This window comes from Anaerobacillus arseniciselenatis, from assembly GCF_001865995.1.
Classification (GTDB): domain Bacteria; phylum Bacillota; class Bacilli; order Bacillales; family Anaerobacillaceae; genus Anaerobacillus; species Anaerobacillus arseniciselenatis.
In genome coordinates this window covers 316,821-335,957 of sequence record NZ_MLQQ01000001.1, presented here as the reverse complement: position 1 = coordinate 335,957, position 19,137 = coordinate 316,821, and the positions used below count along the sequence as shown (strand labels likewise).

18 protein-coding genes and 1 other RNA gene are annotated in these 19,137 nt (G+C 36.8%); 15 read left to right on the top strand and 4 right to left on the bottom strand.

The window, feature by feature from the left end; translation table 11 throughout:
• Positions 1–97: 97 nt before the first annotated feature.
• A non-coding RNA gene (gene ssrS / locus BKP35_RS01710) (6S RNA) lies at positions 98–280 on the bottom strand.
• Between the two features lie 155 nt (positions 281–435).
• Here ssrS and BKP35_RS01705 point away from each other — a divergent pair.
• From BKP35_RS01705 to bshB2, 3 genes are all read left to right on the top strand, one after another.
• Positions 436–1,005 (top strand): GNAT family N-acetyltransferase, encoded by a 570-nt coding sequence (locus BKP35_RS01705; RefSeq protein WP_071311657.1) that lies wholly within the window; start codon positions 436–438, stop codon positions 1,003–1,005.
• A 424-nt stretch (positions 1,006–1,429) separates the two neighbouring features.
• Positions 1,430–1,777 (top strand): YojF family protein, encoded by a 348-nt coding sequence (locus BKP35_RS01700; RefSeq protein ID WP_071311656.1) that lies wholly within the window; start codon positions 1,430–1,432, stop codon positions 1,775–1,777.
• A 14-nt stretch (positions 1,778–1,791) separates the two neighbouring features.
• A complete protein-coding gene (gene bshB2 / locus BKP35_RS01695) occupies positions 1,792–2,451 on the top strand; it encodes a bacillithiol biosynthesis deacetylase BshB2 (protein WP_071311655.1) in 660 nt (219 codons plus the stop codon).
• 228 nt (positions 2,452–2,679) lie between these two features.
• On the opposite strand, the gene BKP35_RS01690 is transcribed toward bshB2, so the two are convergent.
• On the bottom strand, positions 2,680–3,348 hold the full coding sequence (locus BKP35_RS01690) for an HAD family hydrolase (RefSeq protein ID WP_337959625.1): 669 nt from the start codon (positions 3,346–3,348) through the stop codon (positions 2,680–2,682).
• A gap of 244 nt (positions 3,349–3,592) precedes the next feature.
• Between BKP35_RS01690 and BKP35_RS01685 the strand changes: the two genes are divergently transcribed.
• The gene (locus BKP35_RS01685; RefSeq protein WP_071311653.1) at positions 3,593–3,790 is read left to right on the top strand and encodes a YozQ family protein; all 198 of its coding nucleotides are present in this window, start codon (positions 3,593–3,595) and stop codon (positions 3,788–3,790) included.
• A gap of 165 nt (positions 3,791–3,955) precedes the next feature.
• Here BKP35_RS01685 and BKP35_RS01680 read toward each other — a convergent pair whose 3' ends face one another.
• On the bottom strand, positions 3,956–5,188 hold the full coding sequence (locus BKP35_RS01680) for an aminopeptidase (protein WP_071311652.1): 1,233 nt from the start codon (positions 5,186–5,188) through the stop codon (positions 3,956–3,958).
• Positions 5,189–5,427: 239 nt separating this feature from the next.
• On the opposite strand from BKP35_RS01680, the gene BKP35_RS01675 reads away from it, so the two are divergent.
• The 3 genes from BKP35_RS01675 (at position 5,428) to BKP35_RS01665 (ending at position 8,121) form a co-directional block, all read left to right on the top strand.
• Entirely contained in the window at positions 5,428–6,579 is a 1,152-nt protein-coding gene (locus BKP35_RS01675; protein WP_245741829.1) for an alpha/beta hydrolase, read from the top strand.
• 136 nt (positions 6,580–6,715) lie between these two features.
• A complete protein-coding gene (locus tag BKP35_RS01670) occupies positions 6,716–7,273 on the top strand; it encodes a tyrosine-type recombinase/integrase (protein WP_071311651.1) in 558 nt (185 codons plus the stop codon).
• A gap of 23 nt (positions 7,274–7,296) precedes the next feature.
• Positions 7,297–8,121, top strand: coding sequence for a YitT family protein (locus BKP35_RS01665; RefSeq protein ID WP_071311650.1), 825 nt, complete (start codon positions 7,297–7,299; stop codon positions 8,119–8,121).
• A gap of 788 nt (positions 8,122–8,909) precedes the next feature.
• Here the strand turns inward: BKP35_RS01665 and BKP35_RS01660 are convergent.
• Positions 8,910–10,283 carry an MATE family efflux transporter gene (locus BKP35_RS01660; RefSeq protein WP_071311649.1) on the bottom strand — a complete coding sequence of 458 codons (1,374 nt, stop codon included), beginning with the start codon at positions 10,281–10,283 and terminating at the stop codon, positions 8,910–8,912.
• Between the two features lie 106 nt (positions 10,284–10,389).
• On the opposite strand from BKP35_RS01660, the gene uvsE reads away from it, so the two are divergent.
• The 8 genes from uvsE (at position 10,390) to BKP35_RS01620 (ending at position 19,015) form a co-directional block, all read left to right on the top strand.
• Entirely contained in the window at positions 10,390–11,274 is an 885-nt protein-coding gene (gene uvsE, locus BKP35_RS01655) for a UV DNA damage repair endonuclease UvsE (protein WP_071311648.1), read from the top strand.
• Positions 11,275–11,370: 96 nt separating this feature from the next.
• A complete protein-coding gene (locus BKP35_RS01650) occupies positions 11,371–12,534 on the top strand; it encodes an aminotransferase A (protein WP_071311647.1) in 1,164 nt (387 codons plus the stop codon).
• Positions 12,535–12,808: 274 nt separating this feature from the next.
• Positions 12,809–14,440 carry a nitrite/sulfite reductase gene (locus tag BKP35_RS01645; RefSeq protein ID WP_071311646.1) on the top strand — a complete coding sequence of 544 codons (1,632 nt, stop codon included), beginning with the start codon at positions 12,809–12,811 and terminating at the stop codon, positions 14,438–14,440.
• A gap of 303 nt (positions 14,441–14,743) precedes the next feature.
• Entirely contained in the window at positions 14,744–14,893 is a 150-nt protein-coding gene (locus tag BKP35_RS18820) for a YezD family protein (RefSeq protein ID WP_245741828.1), read from the top strand.
• 40 nt (positions 14,894–14,933) lie between these two features.
• Positions 14,934–16,556, top strand: a complete 1,623-nt coding sequence (locus BKP35_RS01635) for a nitrite/sulfite reductase (RefSeq protein WP_071311645.1) — start codon at positions 14,934–14,936, stop codon at positions 16,554–16,556.
• Positions 16,557–16,561: 5 nt separating this feature from the next.
• Positions 16,562–16,771 (top strand): DUF3906 family protein, encoded by a 210-nt coding sequence (locus tag BKP35_RS01630; RefSeq protein WP_071311644.1) that lies wholly within the window; start codon positions 16,562–16,564, stop codon positions 16,769–16,771.
• Positions 16,772–16,818: 47 nt separating this feature from the next.
• On the top strand, positions 16,819–18,276 hold the full coding sequence (gene cobA, locus BKP35_RS01625; RefSeq protein ID WP_071311643.1) for a uroporphyrinogen-III C-methyltransferase: 1,458 nt from the start codon (positions 16,819–16,821) through the stop codon (positions 18,274–18,276).
• Between the two features lie 16 nt (positions 18,277–18,292).
• Entirely contained in the window at positions 18,293–19,015 is a 723-nt protein-coding gene (locus BKP35_RS01620) for a sirohydrochlorin chelatase (protein ID WP_071311642.1), read from the top strand.
• Positions 19,016–19,137: the final 122 nt, after the last annotated feature.

Genomic DNA, 19,137 nt, shown 5'->3' with positions numbered 1-19,137 from the left:
ATCTTTGGCCTTGGTTGACTGTGAGGCTTTAACATTAATAATTAGCAACACACAAAAAGCCAGCTTTCAAATGAAAGCTGGCTTTAAATAATAATTTTGTTCCCCCGCTCTGACGTAGCTTGTTGTGCCTCAAAACCCGCTCTCAAGCAGGTGGGTATTCGCAGTTACTTTTTCAACTTCCAATTAGCTTACTTGGCTTGTTGTCCGAGTAACAATTTGAATTCCCGTAAACAATGCATCGGTTTGAGACATCTTAAGCCCACGTTCATCGCAGGTAAGTATCGCGTGTATTTCTATACTTATATATTATTATATTTGTTGAGAATAAACAATGGTATTTTTTAACATTCACAAAAAATTCGTTTTAGGCAGGAGATAGAATGGTTTTGTCTAATTAAACGATAGAGGTTTATCATACGAGGGGAGGAATGAGTTATGCTGTTTTTTGAAACGGATCGCCTAATATTAAGACCATTTGAGCTAAAAGATGCGCAAGCCGTTGAAAATTTGGCAAAAGATAAAGAGTTAGCTAGAACGACAATGCATATTCCGCACCCTTTTCCAGAAGGATTAGCTGAACTTTGGATTGAGCGATATAATGAAAAAATAAATAAAGGAAGTAGTTACTGCTTTGCGATTATTTTAAAGGGAACGATGGAGCTAGTAGGTTGTGTGATGTTATACGTTGCCTTAAACCATAAACGAGGCGAGTTAGCGTACTGGATCGGTAAAGACTATTGGGACAATGGGTTTGCGACTGAGGCTTCTAGAAAAATGATGGAGTTTGCGTTTGAGAAATTACAATTAAATCGTGTTTGGGCTGCAGTGATGAAAAAGAACATCCCTTCAATTGAAGTAATGAAAAAACTTGGTCTTCAACAAGAAGGAACATTCACTGAACACGTTTTAAAATGGGGAAAATATGAAGATGTCGTCTATTACGGGATTTTAAAAGCTCAGTATGAAAAACAAGTTCAATTAAATCGTAGCATAGCAAGCGAATAACGTTTCGTTGGTTAGTTGGAAAGCTGAAAGCTGGAAAGGAAAACCCTGAATTTTATATGTTAAATAGTGATGGCACGTCTTCATGCTGATTTTGTATGAAAATAGGTACTTGGAGGTGGATTTTCTTTCACGAGCCTCTAAAATTCGATAGAAGTTTACAGTGAAGTGAAAGAAAATCCACCTCCAATTTTCATTCTAGATGGTGACGAATTATCGTCATGAGCGTTTTGTATGAAAAAAATCGCACGTTTTTTTCACTTAGAAGGAGATGCTCATACGTCTGCTCACGCTTCGGGGGATTCTTTTTAAATGAATTTTAAAATATGGTAAACTAATTACGCGGTTCAGTTTGAATGTTTATGATTGAGCTGCTTTTTAGCGTATAATATGTTTTACAAGCTATTAGAGGAGGAAATTGCAAAAAATGCAGCCGATAGACGATAAAAAGGTTCAAGATGCTTTAAATAACTATAAAAATAAAACTATATATATACATTTAGAAACGACCAATGGTGCTTATGCAGCGCACCGCAATGATGCGGCAATGGCAGTTAGCGCTTTTATTAGAAATGGGAAAATTGTATTTTCTCAAGGGAAAATAACAGGTGATAACCCTTACCGTGTTGGGTTAAAAATGGACGATGGTTGGGTTTATGCACAAGGACTGACAGACTGGGAAATTGACACCGAAGAGCGGCTTCTTTTAGCAGGGCATGATACAGAAGGTAGAATAGCAGTTGCTTTACATCTAAGTGAAAAGCCATTTACATAAGGGGGATTATTAAATTGGAAGAAAAGCATGTATTAGTTGTATTTCCCCATCCAGATGATGAATCGTTTGGCGCTGGAGGAACGATTGCTCAATTTACAAAAGCTGGAGTTCCAGTGACCTATGCTTGTTTAACATTAGGTGAAATGGGTCGTAATATGGGGAAGCCCCCATTTGCTACACGGGAATCGATACCGAATCTAAGGAAAAAAGAATTGAAAGATGCTTGTGAAGTTTTAGGGATTAAAGACTTACGATTATTAGGATATCGTGATAAAACGGTTGAATTTGAAGAAGAAGAAAAAATCGTAAACGAAATTAAGGCTCTTATTAATGAACTTAATCCATCGTTAATTATTACCCATTACCCAGAACACGGAGTTCATCCAGATCATGATGCCACTGGAAGAGCAACGGTTGAAGCGGTTCGCCAACTAGCAAAGGGAAAACGACCGAAGTTATATTGTATCGCTATTACGAAAAATCGCGAAACTGTTCTTGGAAATCCTGACATTGTTAATGACGTTGAAGACACAATGAGTATAAAGGTCGAAGCAATTCGCGCTCATCGTTCACAAACAGAAGCGATGTTTCAAAAACCGATTGATGAAAATAATCGCATAAAGAAATGGTTAAAAGAAGAGATTTTCTGGCTGTATCAATTTCAGTCGATTTAAATAGTTGAATTTAGTAAAGCTTCGAAGTAAAACCGTTGTAATGTAAAATGCAATATTTAAAATTATGTGGGTGAGGCTCAGTAATACGATTTGTTATTGTATAAAGAAGAAGGCTTAAAGTGAAAGAATGCTTAAAGCCTTCTTTTTTATGCTCTTAAAAGTTTGTTACTATTTACTTATTGTGCTGTCAAAAACAATTGTCAGACATTTTTTTTTGACAGCACTTATTTAAATGACTTCCCACTGCCGCTGCTCTGCTATTTGTAAAAGTCGAGGTTCAGGTTTCACAGCTACTGGATTTCCAACGAGTTCTAGTACATCTAAATCTGAATAACTATCTCCATATGCAAAGCTGTTTTCCCAATCAATCGAGTCATTTGCTAGTTGGGCAAAAATTTTATCCTTCTTTCTTGCACCGTGTATGTGAATGATCGGTGTGTTTTTATCGAATAAGTCGTTCTTTAAAGGAACACTTGTGCCAATGATGCTATCAAAAGGAATGTCTTTAGTTACTGCTTGTAATAAAGGTAAAAAGGCACCTGAAACAAGCATAATATAATACCCATTTTTGCGATGTAAATCAATCCTTTCTAACACAGAGGCGTTTAAGTTTTTACGCATATCTGAACCTATTTCAAAGAAAAATTGATTGATTTCCTTTGCGGAAGCTTTTTTGAAAGATGAAATGTAAGTTCGCATTGAATACTCTTTCATTTTTTGCTCAGGATAAAAGTTCGTTTTATAAGCGACATAAATAGGTAAAATTTTTGTAATAAAACGACGGTATTTATTTTTATATTTTGGATGTTGCTTTAAATGATTCATCATTAAAGGAAATGTTTCTTCTGGAAATAGAGTTCCATCAAAATCAAAAATAGCTACTTTCAATTGATGCACCTTCCTATCTGTTTCTTAATAGAGTGAATTTCATAAAAATTGAGCCATATCAAGACTATATGTAGTTGTAAGCGACTTGACGCAACTCCATATAGATACTTAATGGCAATAATATTGAATTATGAAATTCATTAAATAATACCAATTGTATGATTTTGTTAAATGTAATTGCAAGTTTCTTTTTTCCTAAGTCAATACGTTATGGTGAAAGAGGTCATACTACAAGTAAGGAGGTGTTTCAACTTTGGGTAAGAAAAATAATAACAAAAGCTCTCAAGTAGCTGAAAATTCTTTTGATCCGTCTGATTACAATAGTTCCGAAGAAATTGATAAAGGCCTTGCAATTACACATGAACAAGTAAGTGATACGTTAACTGAAGGCACAATTGACGGGAAAATCGACAACCTAGAAGAAAAAGAAAAACAATTTCCGAAAAAGTGATGTCGAGATTAAGTGGGGAGGTTCCTCACTAAGCTTGGATAAAAAAACTATTCTCATCTAATGACCACATTGTTAGTCTTAATAAGAAAGGGGCCATTCCGATAAGTGTTGTCAGACTCTTATCGGACAGCCCCTTTATGAATTTTGTGTTGAGATTTTTATATTTTAAAACGCCCAATTACCGTCTTTAAATAATGGTTCACGTTTGCCATCCTTCGTTTCGGCTTCGATATTCATTTCACCTGAACCGATCATGAAGTCAACGTGAGTGATACTTGTGTTAGCGCCATTTTGTTGTAATTCTTCTTTAGACATTGTTTTTCCACCATCAAGGTTGAAGGAGTAGGCATTCCCAATCGCTAAATGGCTAGATGCATTTTCATCAAACAGTGTGTTGTAAAAAAGAATGTTAGAGTTTGAAATTGGTGAATCGTGAGGGACTAAGGCAACTTCGCCTAAGAAATGTGAGCCTTCATCCGTTTCGATTAACCTTTTTAATGTTTCATATCCTTCTTCAGCTGTAAAATCAACAACCTTTCCGTTTTCGAAAGTTAAGCTAAAGTTATCGATAATATTTCCGCTGTAGTTTAGTGGTTTTGTACTTGATACAACACCATTTACGCCATCTTTTTTCGGAAGCGTAAAGACTTCTTCTGTTGGCATGTTTGCAACGAACTCGACGCCAGATTCGTTAGGACCACCGCCCCCAACCCATAAATGTTTTTCAGGAAGTTCGATCGTTAAATCAGTTCCTGGTGCTTTGTAATGAAGTTTAGCGTATTTTTTATTGTTTAAGTAATCTACTTTACTTAGTAATTTACGATTATGTTCTCTCCAAGCAGAAACTGGATCTTCTAAATCGGCACGTGTTGCCATTAAAATTGCTTCCCAAAGCTTTTCTACGCTTTCGTCATCAGACGTATTCGGGAATACTTTTTTCGCCCACTCTTTTGAAGGCGCGGCAATGACACACCAACTTACTTTATCTGCTTGAACATAACTACGATACTTTTCCATCGCTTTACCAGCTGTTTTATTAGCATTTGCAATTCTTTCAGGATCTACTTCTTTCAGTAAATCAGGGTTAGAAGCGACAATGCTCATAAAAGCTGCACCGTTTTCAGCCATTTCTTCAAAGCCTTTCGCCTTCCACATAGGAAACTCTGTAAAAGCTTCATCAGGGGCAAGTTGATACTTTAATAAAGAAAGTTGTTCATCATTCCATTCAACATGAACGTTTTTAGCTCCTGCTTCATACGCCTTTTTAGCAACGAGACGTACAAATTCCATATTATTGGTTGGACCGTTAATCACTAACGTTTGTCCTTTTTGAATATTAATTCCGACTTTGACTGCAAGTTCTGCATATTTTTCTAAATTTTGTTCGAATGTACTCATCATTATGCTCCTCACTATGTAATATTTTCATTCATTTGTCTATTTTAACAAACATAAGGAGCGATGAACAATTTATTCAATTTCAAATCCTAAGTCTTCAATCATTTCATAATCTATATTTATTTCCAACAATTTCTTTTTTCAGAAATAGAAGTCATGAACACAATAAAACGGAAGGTTACTTTACTGTTATTAATAGGCTTGGATTGATAAAATAAAAGGGGAAAGGAGCGTCCTTCGTGAAACATAAAATTTTTAAAATAGTCAAAAGAACTGTCGCAATCATACTTGCTTTTTTTCTTTTATTTGTTGGTTATGTCATCGTATCTGTTCATTATTGGTCAATAACAGATGAAGGGCGACTGCCACCGAAAACAGCAGTCCTTCTTTATGCGATTAATAATAACATTGTGACACCAGATATGCAGCCGCCCCGTTTTTTAATACAACAGAGGCCAGCGACAATTGCTAGAGAGGATCTTTTAATGCCGGTAGAAGAAGGTGAGATCCCGATTAGAGTATACTACCCGAAGCGTGAGGGCCCACATCCGGTCATATTATATTATCACGGTGGGGCTTTTTTAGAGGGGTATGGGAACATTGAAACCCATGATAATATTATTCGGGCATTATCGGCACGAACGCAAAGTGTTGTCATTGCTGTAGGCTATCGTGTCGCACCACAATATGTATTTCCAACAGCGGTAGAGGATAGTTATGAAGCACTCTTGTGGGCATATGAGCATGCTGAAAGATTTAATGGTGATTCAGATCGCATTGCAGTTGCAGGAGATAGTGCTGGAGGCAATTTAGCGACGGCTGTTGCATTAATGACTAGAGATTTTCAAGGTCCCGAGCTCGTGGCACAAGCACTCCTTTATCCATTAACGACGTTTCAAGACTTACCTTTACAATCGAGGATTATTTATGATAGTGGTTATTATTTATTAGCAAGAAGCGTCATGTATCGTGCGAGAGATTTGTACACACCGGAAGAAGAGATGTGGCTAAGCCCATATAACTCGCCTTTGAATGCAGAAAGTCTTGAGGACTTACCACCGACGCTAATTATTACAGCTGAATTCGACCCGTTAAAAGATGAAGGCGAACAATATGGGGAAAGACTTGCAAACTCTGGAGTGCCTGTAAAGCATTTACATTATGAAGGGGTTATGCACGGTTTTATTTCTTTTTATGAAGTGATGAATTTAGGTAACCATGGCTTACGAGAAACAGTTTCTTATTTAAAAAACATGTTTGAAGGGGAAGAAGTTCAGCAAACGTTAGTAAAAGAAATGGTCTCTCCACCTAAAGGTAAAGAAGGGGTAAGAGAATATTTAGAATCGTATGCAATTGCTGCGTTTTTAATTGTTCAAGATTTGCTTAATTAAATCAATGATTGAATCGGACAACTAACAATAAAACCGATGGCATAAAAAGCGGTCACCGTTAAAATATTCATATAAAACGTTACTTATAACTGTGTTATAATGTTGTTATGTAACATAAGTGAAGAAGGTGTAAAAAATGGAGTTCGTCGAGGCAATTAAAGACCGGCAAAAAATAAGAGAGATTAAAGAGATATTATTTAAGCGGTCTAAAAGAGATTATCTTTTATTTACTTTAGGCATTAATACAGGCTTAAAAATTAGTGAAATCTTAAATATAAAAAAGGGAGAACTTGTAGAGGACGATATCATTAGGGAATTTCTAGTCATTGAAGGAACCGAAGAAACAAAAATTTTCTTAAATGAACAAGTGAAAGAAGCGATAGATATCTACATCCCAACAGTACCCTCCCTTTCTTCTGACAATTATTTATTTAAATCAAAAAAAGGCGATTTGCCGATTACGAGACAACAAGCATATCGAATTATTAATTCAGTCGCTAGAGAAGTAGGGATTGATTCAAAAATTGGTACACATACATTACGGAAAACGTTTGGATATCATGCCTATCGAGGGGGAGTTGCGATCTCGTTGTTGCAAAAAATCTTTCACCATTCATCGCGAGGAGAAACAATGAAATACATCGGCATCTCAAAAGATGAAGAAACATACCCAAAAATCGATGTAAATTTGTAAGGGAGAGGAAAGGCTTATGATTTATGGACAAACTATTTAATTATTTATTGTTAACGATTGGTTCCATCATTGTTGCAGTTGGACTTGAGTTAATTCTTGCGCCTAATGGGCTAGTTGATGGTGGAGTTACAGCAATTGCAATTATGGCACATCGTTTATGGAGTATTCCAATTTGGCTTGTTTTTATTTTATTAAATATCCCGTCATTAATTATTGCCGGTAAGTACATGGGGAAGAAATTTGTTTTTCGAACTTTTTATGCCAATGTAGTAACGACAATCGCTTTAATATATTTTGAACCATTTCCAGCGATCACATCTTCTGAAGTATTAATTGTTCTTTACGGTGGTCTATTACTCGGATTAGGAATTGGTTTAGTCGTTAAAGCTGGGGGCGCTATTGACGGCTCTGAAATGATCGCGATTTGGATTAATAAAAAATATAATATCAGTATTAGTAAATTTTTATTAGCAATTAACGCAGTTATTCTCTCGATGGCGGCATTTGTATTTTCATTGGAAAAAGCGATGTTTTCGATTGCGATATTTTTTATTGTAACAAAGGCAATCGACTTTATTTTAGATGGTATTAACCAAGGTAAATCAGTGATGATCATCTCAAGTAAACCAGTAGAAATCGGAGAGACGTTAATTGATGAATTAGGCATTTCAATTACATACCTAGATGGAACAGGTGGTTATACAGGAGAGCAAGTTCAACTAATCTATTGTATTACTGATAGGCTTATGTATCCGAAGTTAAGGGACATCGTCTTGTCAGTTGATCCATCGGCGATTTTGGAAGCATCTTTGGTAGCAGAAACAGCAGGGGTGAAAAGGAAGCTGTAAGAGAATATGTGGGATCGTATGCGATTGTGTCATTTCTAAAATGTTCCATTAACGGAAGATTTTCACTTTTCACTTGTTGGAAAAAGTGAATAAATTTCGTGCGGCGTAATTTGTGGGGGTACAATATTGTGGGATTACTCTTCTCTAGTTTTAAGTTAGGAAGAGTAATCAGTTTTTTTTGCATAAACAGATTATCTTTAGAAGGTGTGGATGATTTGACGGTTACAGATAAAGTGCACGTAAGAAATTTTCGCGTGACCTAACCGAGTTTCACATCAACTAAAAGGTAACGCAAGACCTTCTCGCGTGCCCGAACGAAGCGTCACATCACCCAAAAGGTAACGCGAGACCTTCTCGCGTGCCCGAACGAAGCGTCACATCACCCAAAAGGTAACGCAAGACCTTCTCGCGTGCCCGAACGAAGCGTCACATCACCCAAAAGGTAACGCAAGACCTTCTCGCGTGCCCGAACGAAGCGTCACATCACCCAAAAGGTAACGCGAGACCTTCTCGCGTGCCCGAACAAAGCGTCACATAACTCAAAAGGTAACGCAAGATCTTCTTCCGTGCCTGAACGAAGCGTCACATCACCCAAAAGGTAACGCGAGACCTTCTCGCGTGCCCGAACGAAGCGTCACATCACCCAAAAGGTAACGCGAGACCTTCTCGCGCGCCCGAACAAAGTGTCGCATCACCCAAAAGGTAACGCGAGACCTTCTCGCGCGCCCGAACAAAGTGTCGCATCACCCAAAAGGTAACGCAAGATCTTCTCGCATGAACCATTATCCTTATCCAGCTATTTTTAGATTAGTTTTACTAGAAATCGTTCTTTTTTGGATGACCCGAAGGCGTAAAAATAGAAAAACTGCTCCTGATGCAAGGCCTATAATTAACCCTAACCAATAACCGAACGGACCAAATTCTGTAAACTTAGCTAATACATATCCTAACGGTAAGCCGATTACCCAGAAAGAGACGACGGCTAAAAGAAATGTAACATTGACATCTTTATATCCTCGAAGTGCCCCTTGAATTGGCGCACCAATAGCGTCAGAAAGTTGGAAAAAGATTGCATAAATTAAAAATTGCTGGATTAAATCTAACACTTCCGGCTCTGTCGTATAGAGCATTCCAACTTGTTTATTAAATACAAATAAAATAACTGATGCTAAAACTCCTAAAATAAGCCCCGAACTTATCCCTAAATAACTATAGCTTCGCGCATCTTTAAACCGTTTTGCCCCGACTTCAAAGCCAACCGTAATCGTTAAGGCGATCGAGATACTTAATGGCATCATATATAAAAGCGATGCAAAATTCAGAGCAGCCTGGTGGGCGGCGATTGTAATCGTACTAAATTTAGCCATGAGTAATGTGACCGCTGCGAAAATACTTGTCTCACAAAAGATAGCTAATCCACTCGGTACGCCGATTTTTAATATTTCTTTCCAAGACTGAAAAGAAACTTTAAACCAATTTAAGAAAACTTGATATTCTGCAAATGGCGTCACTCGATGAATAAAATAAACGGCCATCAAAGTAATACAGATGTACGTAATTGTTGAGGCATATCCTGCGCCTACACCACCTAATTGGGGGAAGCCAAGTTTTCCAAAAATAAGAATATAGTTGAAAAAGATATTTATTGGTAATGATAACAGTGTAATAATCATCGTTACTCGAGTATGTCCTAACGCATCCATAAATGAACGTAGCACTGTATAAGCAAAAAGCGGAATGACCCCAATAGCTAAAGCGATTAAATACTCTCTAGCGATTTTCTCAACGACTGGATCGAGGTTCATTAAGCTTAATATTGGATTTAAGAATAGGAAACCCAATATAATAACAATGATCGCCAATGCGATAGATAAGTAGATTCCTTGGACAACAGCATATGGAACTTCTTTTTTATTATTTGCTCCAAGGTGTTGGGCAACAATAGGAGTAATGGCCATTAAAATTCCGGAAATTCCAGTGAAAATAGGAACCCAAAGGCTTGAGCCTATCGCAACACCCGCTAAGTCATTGGAACTTACGTTTCCACTCATCATTGTATCAAAAAGGTTCATTGAATATAGGGCAATTTGGGTGACTAAAATAGGAACTAATACATATAAAAATTGGGATATTTTTTGTCTTAAAGTTGTTGTCTCTTTCATTGTTGTCACCACCCTTAAAATAAGTCATACGAACGAAAGTATATCAGAAAACTACTAAATGGGACAGCCCCAAATTAAGCCATTAAACAAGGAAAGAGGCGGATGAATGAAATTAGGCTATGCATGTTTAAATGTGACATTAGGTTTAAAAATGAGAACGTGCCGCATTCGTACAGTAGAAATTGAAGGAATGAAAAAAATAAAAGAACTAACTTTATTAAATTTACATTCTGTTAAAACAATATTGGAATGGAATCAAGAGCATGGAATAAACTTTTTCCGTGTTAGCAGTGACATCGTTCCTTTCGGGAGTCATGAAATTTTAGCTTGGGATTGGTGGCGGGATGAAGATGTCCTAACAATTACCGAGGAAATTAAACAGTTACAGCAAACTAGTCATATGAGATTAAGTGTTCACCCAGGACAATACACGATCATTAACTCACCTAATGAAAAAGTGGTTAAAAATGCGTTACGTGACATTGAGTATCATAATAAATTACTTAATTTAATGGGTGGTACTGACATGGTCATCCATGTTGGTGGAGTATATGGTGATAAAACTAAAGCGAAAAACCGTTGGGTGAACAATTATCGTCAACTAAGCAATGACATCAAAAAGAAACTAATTTTAGAAAATGATCATAAATCATTTCATGTCCAAGATGTTCTCGACATTCATAGTGAAACAGGGGTACCAATTTGTTTTGATATTCACCACCATAATTGTAATCGCTTTGAGGAAATTGAAATTGCTAAACTGTTAGATCGTGTTGTACATAGTTGGGAAGGTGTTCGTTTACCGAAAATGCATATTAGTTCAGGGAGAAATTCAAAAACAGATACTGCTCATCACGACTATATTTTAAAGGGAGATTTTGATGCATTTATAGATTTATTATCAGGACGTAATATTGATTTAATGTTTGAAGCGAAGAAAAAAGAGTTAGCAGTTTTAAAAATAAAATCAGATCTAAAAGAGACGCAGTAGAAAACTTATCATAATTGTTCTGTTTAGAACTGTTTTTTGCTACAATACTTGTATTGTCAAATTGGAAAAGCTACGTATGAAAGGAAGCAGTGAAAGATGGAGCATTTAATTAATAACGAAGTGAAAAACATTCAAATTTCAGGAATTCGCCAATTTTTTAATATGGTTGCCAATTACCCTGATGCGATTCAACTTACGATTGGTCAACCGGATTTTCCGACACCTGATCATATTAAAGAAGCAGGCAAAAAAGCCATTGATAATAATAGGACAAACTATACGAAAAATGCCGGTTTAGATGAATTATGTATTGCCGCAAGTCAATTTCTCGAAAAAAAATATCAATTAGCCTATGACCCAAAAACAGAAGTCATAACGACGATTGGTGCGAGCCAAGGGATTGACATTACATTACGTACGATTTTAGAAGAAGGGGCGGAAGTAATTTTACCTGGGCCTGTGTATCCTGCCTACGAACCGATTATCAAAATGTGTGGTGCTACTCCTGTCTACATTGATACTCGAGGGACGAACTTCAAATTAACAGCGGCTCAAATTGAAGCTGCAATCACTGATAAAACAAGATGTGTATTTTTACCTTATCCATCAAACCCAACAGGGTGTATTTTAACGGAGGAAGAATTAGCGGATATTGCTGGAGTTTTAAGAGAGCGTGAAATTTTTGTTGTCTCGGATGAAATTTATAGTGAATTAGTGTACGGTCAAGAGCACCAATCAATCGCTTCATTTCCAGGAATGAAAGAAAAAACGATCATTATTAACGGATTGTCAAAGTCACACTCAATGACTGGTTGGCGCATCGGTTTTGTTTTTGCACCTGCGAATATAAGTAAACATATTCTTAAAGTTCACCAGTATAATGTGAGCTGCGCTAGTTCAGTATCACAACATGCAGCCCTTGAAGCGTTGACGGTTGGAATAGATGATGCACTCTCGATGCGATCCGAATATGAAAAACGCCGTGCTTATGTTTATGATCGTTTATTAAGTATGGGAATCGAGGTTGTTAAACCAGAAGGCGCATTTTATTTATTCCCATCAATAGCCAAATTCGGTATGACTTCAAATGAGTTTGCAACAAAACTGCTTGAAGAAGGAAGAGTTGCCTGTGTACCAGGAACTGCTTTTTCTGACTATGGCGAAGGTTATTTAAGGTTATCTTACGCTTACAGCATAGAAATTCTTGAAGAAGGCTGTGATCGCATCGAGAAATTTATTAATGAGCTCGAACTAGGTTAATATGCTGTAATTATGTTATTTAACGGGTGCTGTCCCCGTTTTTGTATGAGAAAATAATAATCAGAAAATTTATATTGACAATTCATAGTAACAATATTTAAAATATCAATAAAACATATAGAAAAAGTATGAATTTAAGTAAATACGTAAAAGGACGTTGAATTACACACATTGACTAGACAAACTAAAGGCGACTTTTCACTAGAGGAAATCTCTATTGAGGCGTTGCTTTTGGTTTTTTTTAGTATATATCTTTAAATTTGGGGAGGAAACAATGGCATATTTAAAACAGTGGGCTAAAGATGAACAGAATTTAAGTAAAGAGGAGAAGGCTAAATTAAAAAAAGATGGCTTAGATATTATTGGAGACATTGAAACTTATGCTAAGCAAGGTTTTGCAGCAATACCGAAAGAAGAGTGGGGACATTTTAAATGGGTTGGAATGTATTTGCAGAAACCTAGAGAAGCTGGATACTTTATGATGCGAGTTAATGTACCTTCAGGAATATTAACTTATGACCAAGCTATTGCACTAGCAAGTATTGGCAAGGATTACGGTAGAGATGTTATTGATATTACAACCAGGCAAGCAATTCAGTTTCATTGGCTTACAGTAGAACAGCTGCCGGATATATTTAAAAGGTTAGATAATGTTGGTTTGTCTTCTGTCGGAGCTGCAGGAGATATTCCGAGAAATATTTCAGGAAATCCATTAGCAGGGATCGACCGAAATGAATTAATCGATACGAGAGGAATAGTAGATGAATTGTTTCAGTTTTTCCAAAACAATAAGGATTTTTCGAACTTACCAAGAAAATTTAAAATATCAATTTCTTCCAATATAAACAATTCCAGTCAAGATCGAATTAATTGTCTAGCTTTTACTCCTGCTACTAAAGTAATTGATGGTATTGAAGTCACTGGCTTCCATGTTAAAGTAGGTGGTGGATTATCCGCGACTCCTCACTTAGCTGAGGAGTTAGACGTCTTTGTACGACCAGATGAAGTCAAAGACGTCGCTGTTGCAGTTACAACAATATATCGTGATTATGGTTACCGTCAAAAGAGACATCGAGCACGGTTGAAATTTTTAATGGCAGATTTGGGGCCAGAGAAGTTTCGTGAAAAACTAATTGAAATTTACGGGAGCGAACTTTTATCAAAAGGCAAAGACCGGATAGAAGAATGGAATGGAGGTTATTTCTACGGTGTTCACCAACAGAAGCAAGAAGGGTTTAGCTATATAGGGTTAAATGTTCCAGTAGGTAGAATCAACTCTGGAGAATTTATCGAACTTGCTCGGGTTGCCAAAAAATATGGAAACGGTGAACTGAGGACGTGTACGACCCAAAATATCATTATTCCAAATGTCCAGCATGAGAAAATCGATGAAATGTTAATGGAAGAAATTTTTAAAACTTTTTCTCCACAGCCGAAAAGTTTTATTGGCTATGCTGTTTCGTGTACAGGAAGTGAATATTGTAATTTCGCTTTAGTTGAGACAAAAACAAGAATACAGGAAATTACAGCATATTTAGATGAGCAAATTGAATTGGACGTGCCAGTTCGAATTAATGCAGTAGGCTGCCCAAGTTCCTGTGGCCAAAGGCATATCGCTGATATCGGCCTTCAAGGAAGTAAATTAAAAACGAAAGATTCGAAAATGGTCGAAGCTTTTGAATTATACGTCGGTGGAACACTAGAAAGAGACGAAGCATGTTTTAATCAAAAACTAACTGGGAGAATCCCGGTAACTTATGTTCAAGAAGTGTTGAAAGAGTTATTGTTTTTCTTTAAAGAAGAGAAAAAAATAGGCGAAAACTTTTATCATTTCACACATAGGGTTGGGGTAGATACTTTACAAGAAAAGCTTGACGAGGCTTTAATTTATAATCGGACTTTATAAGTGAATGCCTATTTTAAAAGATAAGAAAATTCATTTCTTTTTGAAGTTGGTAAGATGTCTAGCTCCAGCGCTACGAACTCGGCCACTTCAGTCCTTTCGCTCGTAGCACATGCGCTTTTCTTAGCTGTAACAACATTAACATAGTATAAGGATGCTCTTCTTCAGATTAAAGAACTGTTGAGAGCATCCTTATACTTTTTCATTGACTTTCATGAAGAACAGTCTTAAAATATCAATTAATCATATAAAATAACTAGGGATTTAATGAGCTACATATTCTCATGCAAAAAAGGGGGAGTAGAGGTGGTTAATAAATTTGAGAAAGAGCATGAAAAAGCTTTTTTAAAACTACAAGAAATGTTAAAGGATATTAAGTTCGGTTCGATTACATTAATTGTTCAAGATGGAAAAGTGATTCAAATTGAAAAAAATGAGAAGCATCGTTTGAAATAGCTTTAATTTTAAATTGTAAAAAGATTATAGGAGGAAAATGATGGCATACGAAAAAACATGGGCAAGTGATGGTACAAAGTTAAGTAAAGAGGAGCTTCATAAACTTGAAAAAGACGGGTTAGATATTTTAAATGATATTGACCATTATGCAAAAGAAGGGTTTGAATCCATACCTCAAGAATTGTGGGGGCACTTTAAATGGGCTGGCCTTTACTTACAAAAACCAAAAGAAGCTGGTTACTTCATGATGCGCGTTAACATTCCAACAGGAATTATTAGTAATGAACAAGCTGTAACTTTAGCAAATATCGGAAAAGATTACGGGCGAGACGTGATTGATATTACTACGCGTCAAGCGATTCAATATCACTGGTTGACGATCGAACAACTTCCTGACATTTACAAGCGTTTAAATGAAGTTGGTTTGTCGTCGGTAGGAGCTTGTGGTGATATCCCGAGAACGATTATCGGGAATCCGTTAGCAGGTATTGACCGAAATGAACTAATAGATACGCGTGAAATTGTTAATGATGTATATCATTTTTTCCAAAGAAATGAAGATTTTTCAAACTTACCACGAAAATTTAAAATGTCGATTTCATCTAATGTTCATAATGCAGGGCATGATCGTATTAACTGTTTAGCGTTTACGCCAGCGACGAAGGAAATAGACGGCGAAGAAGTCGTTGGGTTTCATGTGAAAGTTGGTGGTGGTCTTTCTTCAAAGCCATACTTAGCTGAAGAATTAGATGCATTTGTACGCCCTGAAGAGGTAAAAGACGTAGCGATCGCGATTACGTCAATTTACCGTGACTATGGTTATCGTGAAAAACGCCACCGTGCACGCCTTAAGTTTTTAATGGCAGACTGGGGTCCTGAGAAATTCCTTGGGAAATTAGTTGAAGTATATGGCAAAGAATTACCTACTAAAGGTGAAGATAAAGTTGAGAATTGGAACGCTGGGTATTTTTACGGAGTTCATAAGCAGAAGCAAGAAGGCTTAAGTTATGCTGGTTTTAACGTTCCTGTTGGGAGAATGAATTCAGAGCAATTATTAGCTCTAGCAGATGTCGCGAAAACATATGGAAATGGTGAGATTAGAACGTGTAACTCACAAAATATCGTAATTCCAAACGTTCCAGACGAAAAAGTTGCTGACTTATTAGCTGAACCAGTCTTTGAAACTATTACCGTTAAACCCAAAAGTTTTATTGGGTATTCAGTAGCATGTACTGGGATTGAATACTGTAATTTAGCGTTAGTAGAAACGAAAGAAGCGACTCGTAAACTTGCTGAATATTTAGATGAGCAACTTGAATTAGATGTGCCTGTTAGAATTCATATGGTCGGTTGTCCGAACTCATGTGGCCAACGGCAAATTGCTGATCTCGGCCTTCAAGGCGTATTAATGAAAACGAAGGATAAAGGGATGATCGAAGCATTTGAAATTTACGTCGGTGGTACGCTCGAGAAAGAGAGTGCTACATTTAATCAAAAGTTAAAAGGGCGAATTGCTTCTGATGACTTACCAGAAGTTTTAAAACAACTATTCACGTTCTTTAAAGAAGAAAAAGTAGCAGCTGAAAATTTCTACGACTTTGTCCAACGTGTAGGTGTGGAAACATTACAAGCAGAGTTAGACGAAATACTCGCAGGAGAGTAAAAAGTATGAAACTCTATCATTTTACTGTGTTAGTAGACAGCAAAGAAATACCGGTCGTCGTTGCAGCTGAAAGTGATGAACAAGCATTTAAGCGTGCAGAAATTGAAGTAGAGAAAAGTTTTTTGAAGTTTCCAGACATTAAAGAAGTTGTTCTATTAGAGCGTAAGAAGGTTACGAACAGCGGAACCGCTTTTGTCATAACTGAGAAGTTATAGTAAAAGCTCAATTTTCTCATAGCAAAAAAGTAAAGGGAGGTGACAGGATGCTTAAAGAAGGAGTCGTCTATTTAGTTGGTGCAGGTCCTGGTGACCAAAGGTTAATCACTGTAAAAGGGCTCAGTGCACTAAAAAAAGCAGAGGTCATTTTATATGACCGACTAGTTAATCCGCTTTTATTACAAGAAGCTAAACCGGACGCTGAATTGATTTATTGTGGAAAACTACCAGACCGTCACATATTAAGACAAGAAGCGATCAATGACTTGCTTGTCGAAAAAGCAAAACTTGGAAAAGTGGTTGTTCGCTTAAAAGGTGGTGATCCTAGTGTTTTCGGAAGAGTTGGAGAAGAAGCAGAAGCTTTGAAAAAAGAAAACATTCGTTATGAAATTGTTCCAGGGATCACCTCAGGAATAGCGACAGCTAGTTATGCAGGAATACCTGTCACCCACCGCGAGTACGGTACGAGCTTTACGGTAGTAACGGGTCATGATAAATCGGCAGACGGAAAGCCGTTGATTAATTGGCCAGCGTTAGCGACGGGAATTGATACAATAGCCTTTTATATGGGTATTAAAAACTTACCGTACATTTGTGAGCAGTTGATTTCTAATGGTCGTTCTCCTGAAGCGAAAGTGGCTGTTATTCAATGGGGAACAACAGGAAAACAAAAAGTAGTTGAAGGGTCACTGACGTCAATTGAAAGCGAAGTAGCTAAACATAACATTAGTAACCCAGCAATCACTCTTGTAGGAAACATCGCCTCTCTCAGAAAGAAACTGCAATGGTTCGAAAATAAATTATTATTCGGTAAGAAAATTATTTTTCCAGACAGTGATGCTAGTCAAAGAGAAGAGCTGTTGAACAATGGTGCAGAAGTGCTTGAATATCCGAAGCTCGTCGTTCAATCGGAGACTGAAAATCAAACGTATCTCGAAAAGCTTAAAAATTTAAAGAACTATAACGAAGTCTTCTTTTCCTCCAAGGAAAGTGTGCCGTTATTTTTTGATAGTTTATTAAATAATGGGATTGATATTCGTTCTTTAACAGCTCAGCTTTTGGCAAAAGATTCGGAAACGGTCGAGGCCTTAAAAAATAAAGGTTTATTTGCTGAACAAGCAACTGTAACTTCATTATGTAATTCGAGTTTAATTGTTGGATCTTTAGAGGAATTTAATAATGATAAAAATAAACATGATTATTTAATAACTCATGACTTTCAAACAAGTCATCCTGCAACAATTGCTTTTCAACGAGCGGTTGAAGAAGGCGGGTTTAATACGATTATTTTTTCATCACCGAAATCTGTAAAAGTTTTTATTGAGAATGTGAAAAAAGATGGTTACGACCCTTATGAATTAATTCGTAACTGTCAAGTTATTTGTTTTGGTGAGAATACTCTACTTGAGGCTAAGAAAAATAAGGTAGTTGTTGATCTGTATACTGATCGAAACGCTTTCGAGGATTTTGAGCAACTTTTGATGCAACATGAAAAAGTGATTTAATGAGGAGTTTAAAATAATGAAGGCGGTTCTTTTAGTTGGGCATGGTAGTCGAAAAAAAACATCTAATGAGCAATTCGTAAATTTTGCTCACATTGTCGGTCAAAAGTGTGAAACAAAGTTGTTTCGATATGCGTTTTTAGAATTGGCAGTACCTTCTATTCTCGATGAAGTAAAGATTTGTGTTGAAAAAGGTGCGAAAGAAATTGTTGTTTTTCCACTGCTTCTTTTGTCAGCTGGTCATGCAAAGCATGATATACCAGAAGTTCTAAAAAAAGCGAAAAAGTTGTATCCGAACATAAAGTTTCAGTTAGAAAATCCACTAGGTAGGCAAAACGCTATCTTTAATATTTTACAAGAACGGCTTGTTGAAAAACAGTTTCAAATTGAGCGTAACTCACTCGTCATTTTCGTCGGTAGAGGGAGCTTTGATAAAGAAGCGATCGCTGAGTTTACGAGAATTAGTGATCACCTAGGTGAAAAGCTTCTCCCTGCAGATGTACAGTGTTGCTTTTTAGTAGGTGGTGAAGCAACTTTTGAAGACGAGATCAAAAGTGCTAGGCAGTCTTCATATCAACATATTTATATTTTGCCCTACTTACTATTTAATGGCATCTTATTCAAAAGAATTCAAAAATCTGTTTCGGAAATTAATGATCAGCGTTTTATTGTTAGCGAGACGATCGGCTCTGATCAAAGAATGGTCGAATTAGTAGCACGACTCATTAATCAGGCATTGTAATTGCATATATCTACGAAGGGGCTATCCCATAAGTGTCTGACACCATGCAGAGCTTACCAAATATAGACGGATAATAAATTTATTATTCGTCTATATTTGGTGTGTAACGGTGTCGGACACTT

Excerpts from the sequence above, each read along its gene's own strand:
- BKP35_RS01700 (WP_071311656.1), top strand. The coding sequence starts at position 1,430 with ATGCAGCCGATAGACGATAAAAAGGTTCAAGATGCTTTAAATAACTAT.
- BKP35_RS01645 (WP_071311646.1), top strand. The coding sequence starts at position 12,809 with ATGGCATATTTAAAACAGTGGGCTAAAGATGAACAGAATTTAAGTAAA.
- BKP35_RS01670 (WP_071311651.1), top strand. The coding sequence starts at position 6,716 with ATGGAGTTCGTCGAGGCAATTAAAGACCGGCAAAAAATAAGAGAGATT.
- BKP35_RS01705 (WP_071311657.1), top strand. The coding sequence starts at position 436 with ATGCTGTTTTTTGAAACGGATCGCCTAATATTAAGACCATTTGAGCTA.
- BKP35_RS01650 (WP_071311647.1), top strand. The coding sequence starts at position 11,371 with ATGGAGCATTTAATTAATAACGAAGTGAAAAACATTCAAATTTCAGGA.
- BKP35_RS01680 (WP_071311652.1), bottom strand. The coding sequence starts at position 5,188 with ATGAGTACATTCGAACAAAATTTAGAAAAATATGCAGAACTTGCAGTC.
- cobA (WP_071311643.1), top strand. The coding sequence starts at position 16,819 with ATGCTTAAAGAAGGAGTCGTCTATTTAGTTGGTGCAGGTCCTGGTGAC.
- BKP35_RS01665 (WP_071311650.1), top strand. The coding sequence starts at position 7,297 with ATGGACAAACTATTTAATTATTTATTGTTAACGATTGGTTCCATCATT.
- BKP35_RS01660 (WP_071311649.1), bottom strand. The coding sequence starts at position 10,283 with ATGAAAGAGACAACAACTTTAAGACAAAAAATATCCCAATTTTTATAT.
- BKP35_RS01630 (WP_071311644.1), top strand. The coding sequence starts at position 16,562 with ATGAAACTCTATCATTTTACTGTGTTAGTAGACAGCAAAGAAATACCG.
- uvsE (WP_071311648.1), top strand. The coding sequence starts at position 10,390 with ATGAAATTAGGCTATGCATGTTTAAATGTGACATTAGGTTTAAAAATG.
- BKP35_RS01635 (WP_071311645.1), top strand. The coding sequence starts at position 14,934 with ATGGCATACGAAAAAACATGGGCAAGTGATGGTACAAAGTTAAGTAAA.
- BKP35_RS01620 (WP_071311642.1), top strand. The coding sequence starts at position 18,293 with ATGAAGGCGGTTCTTTTAGTTGGGCATGGTAGTCGAAAAAAAACATCT.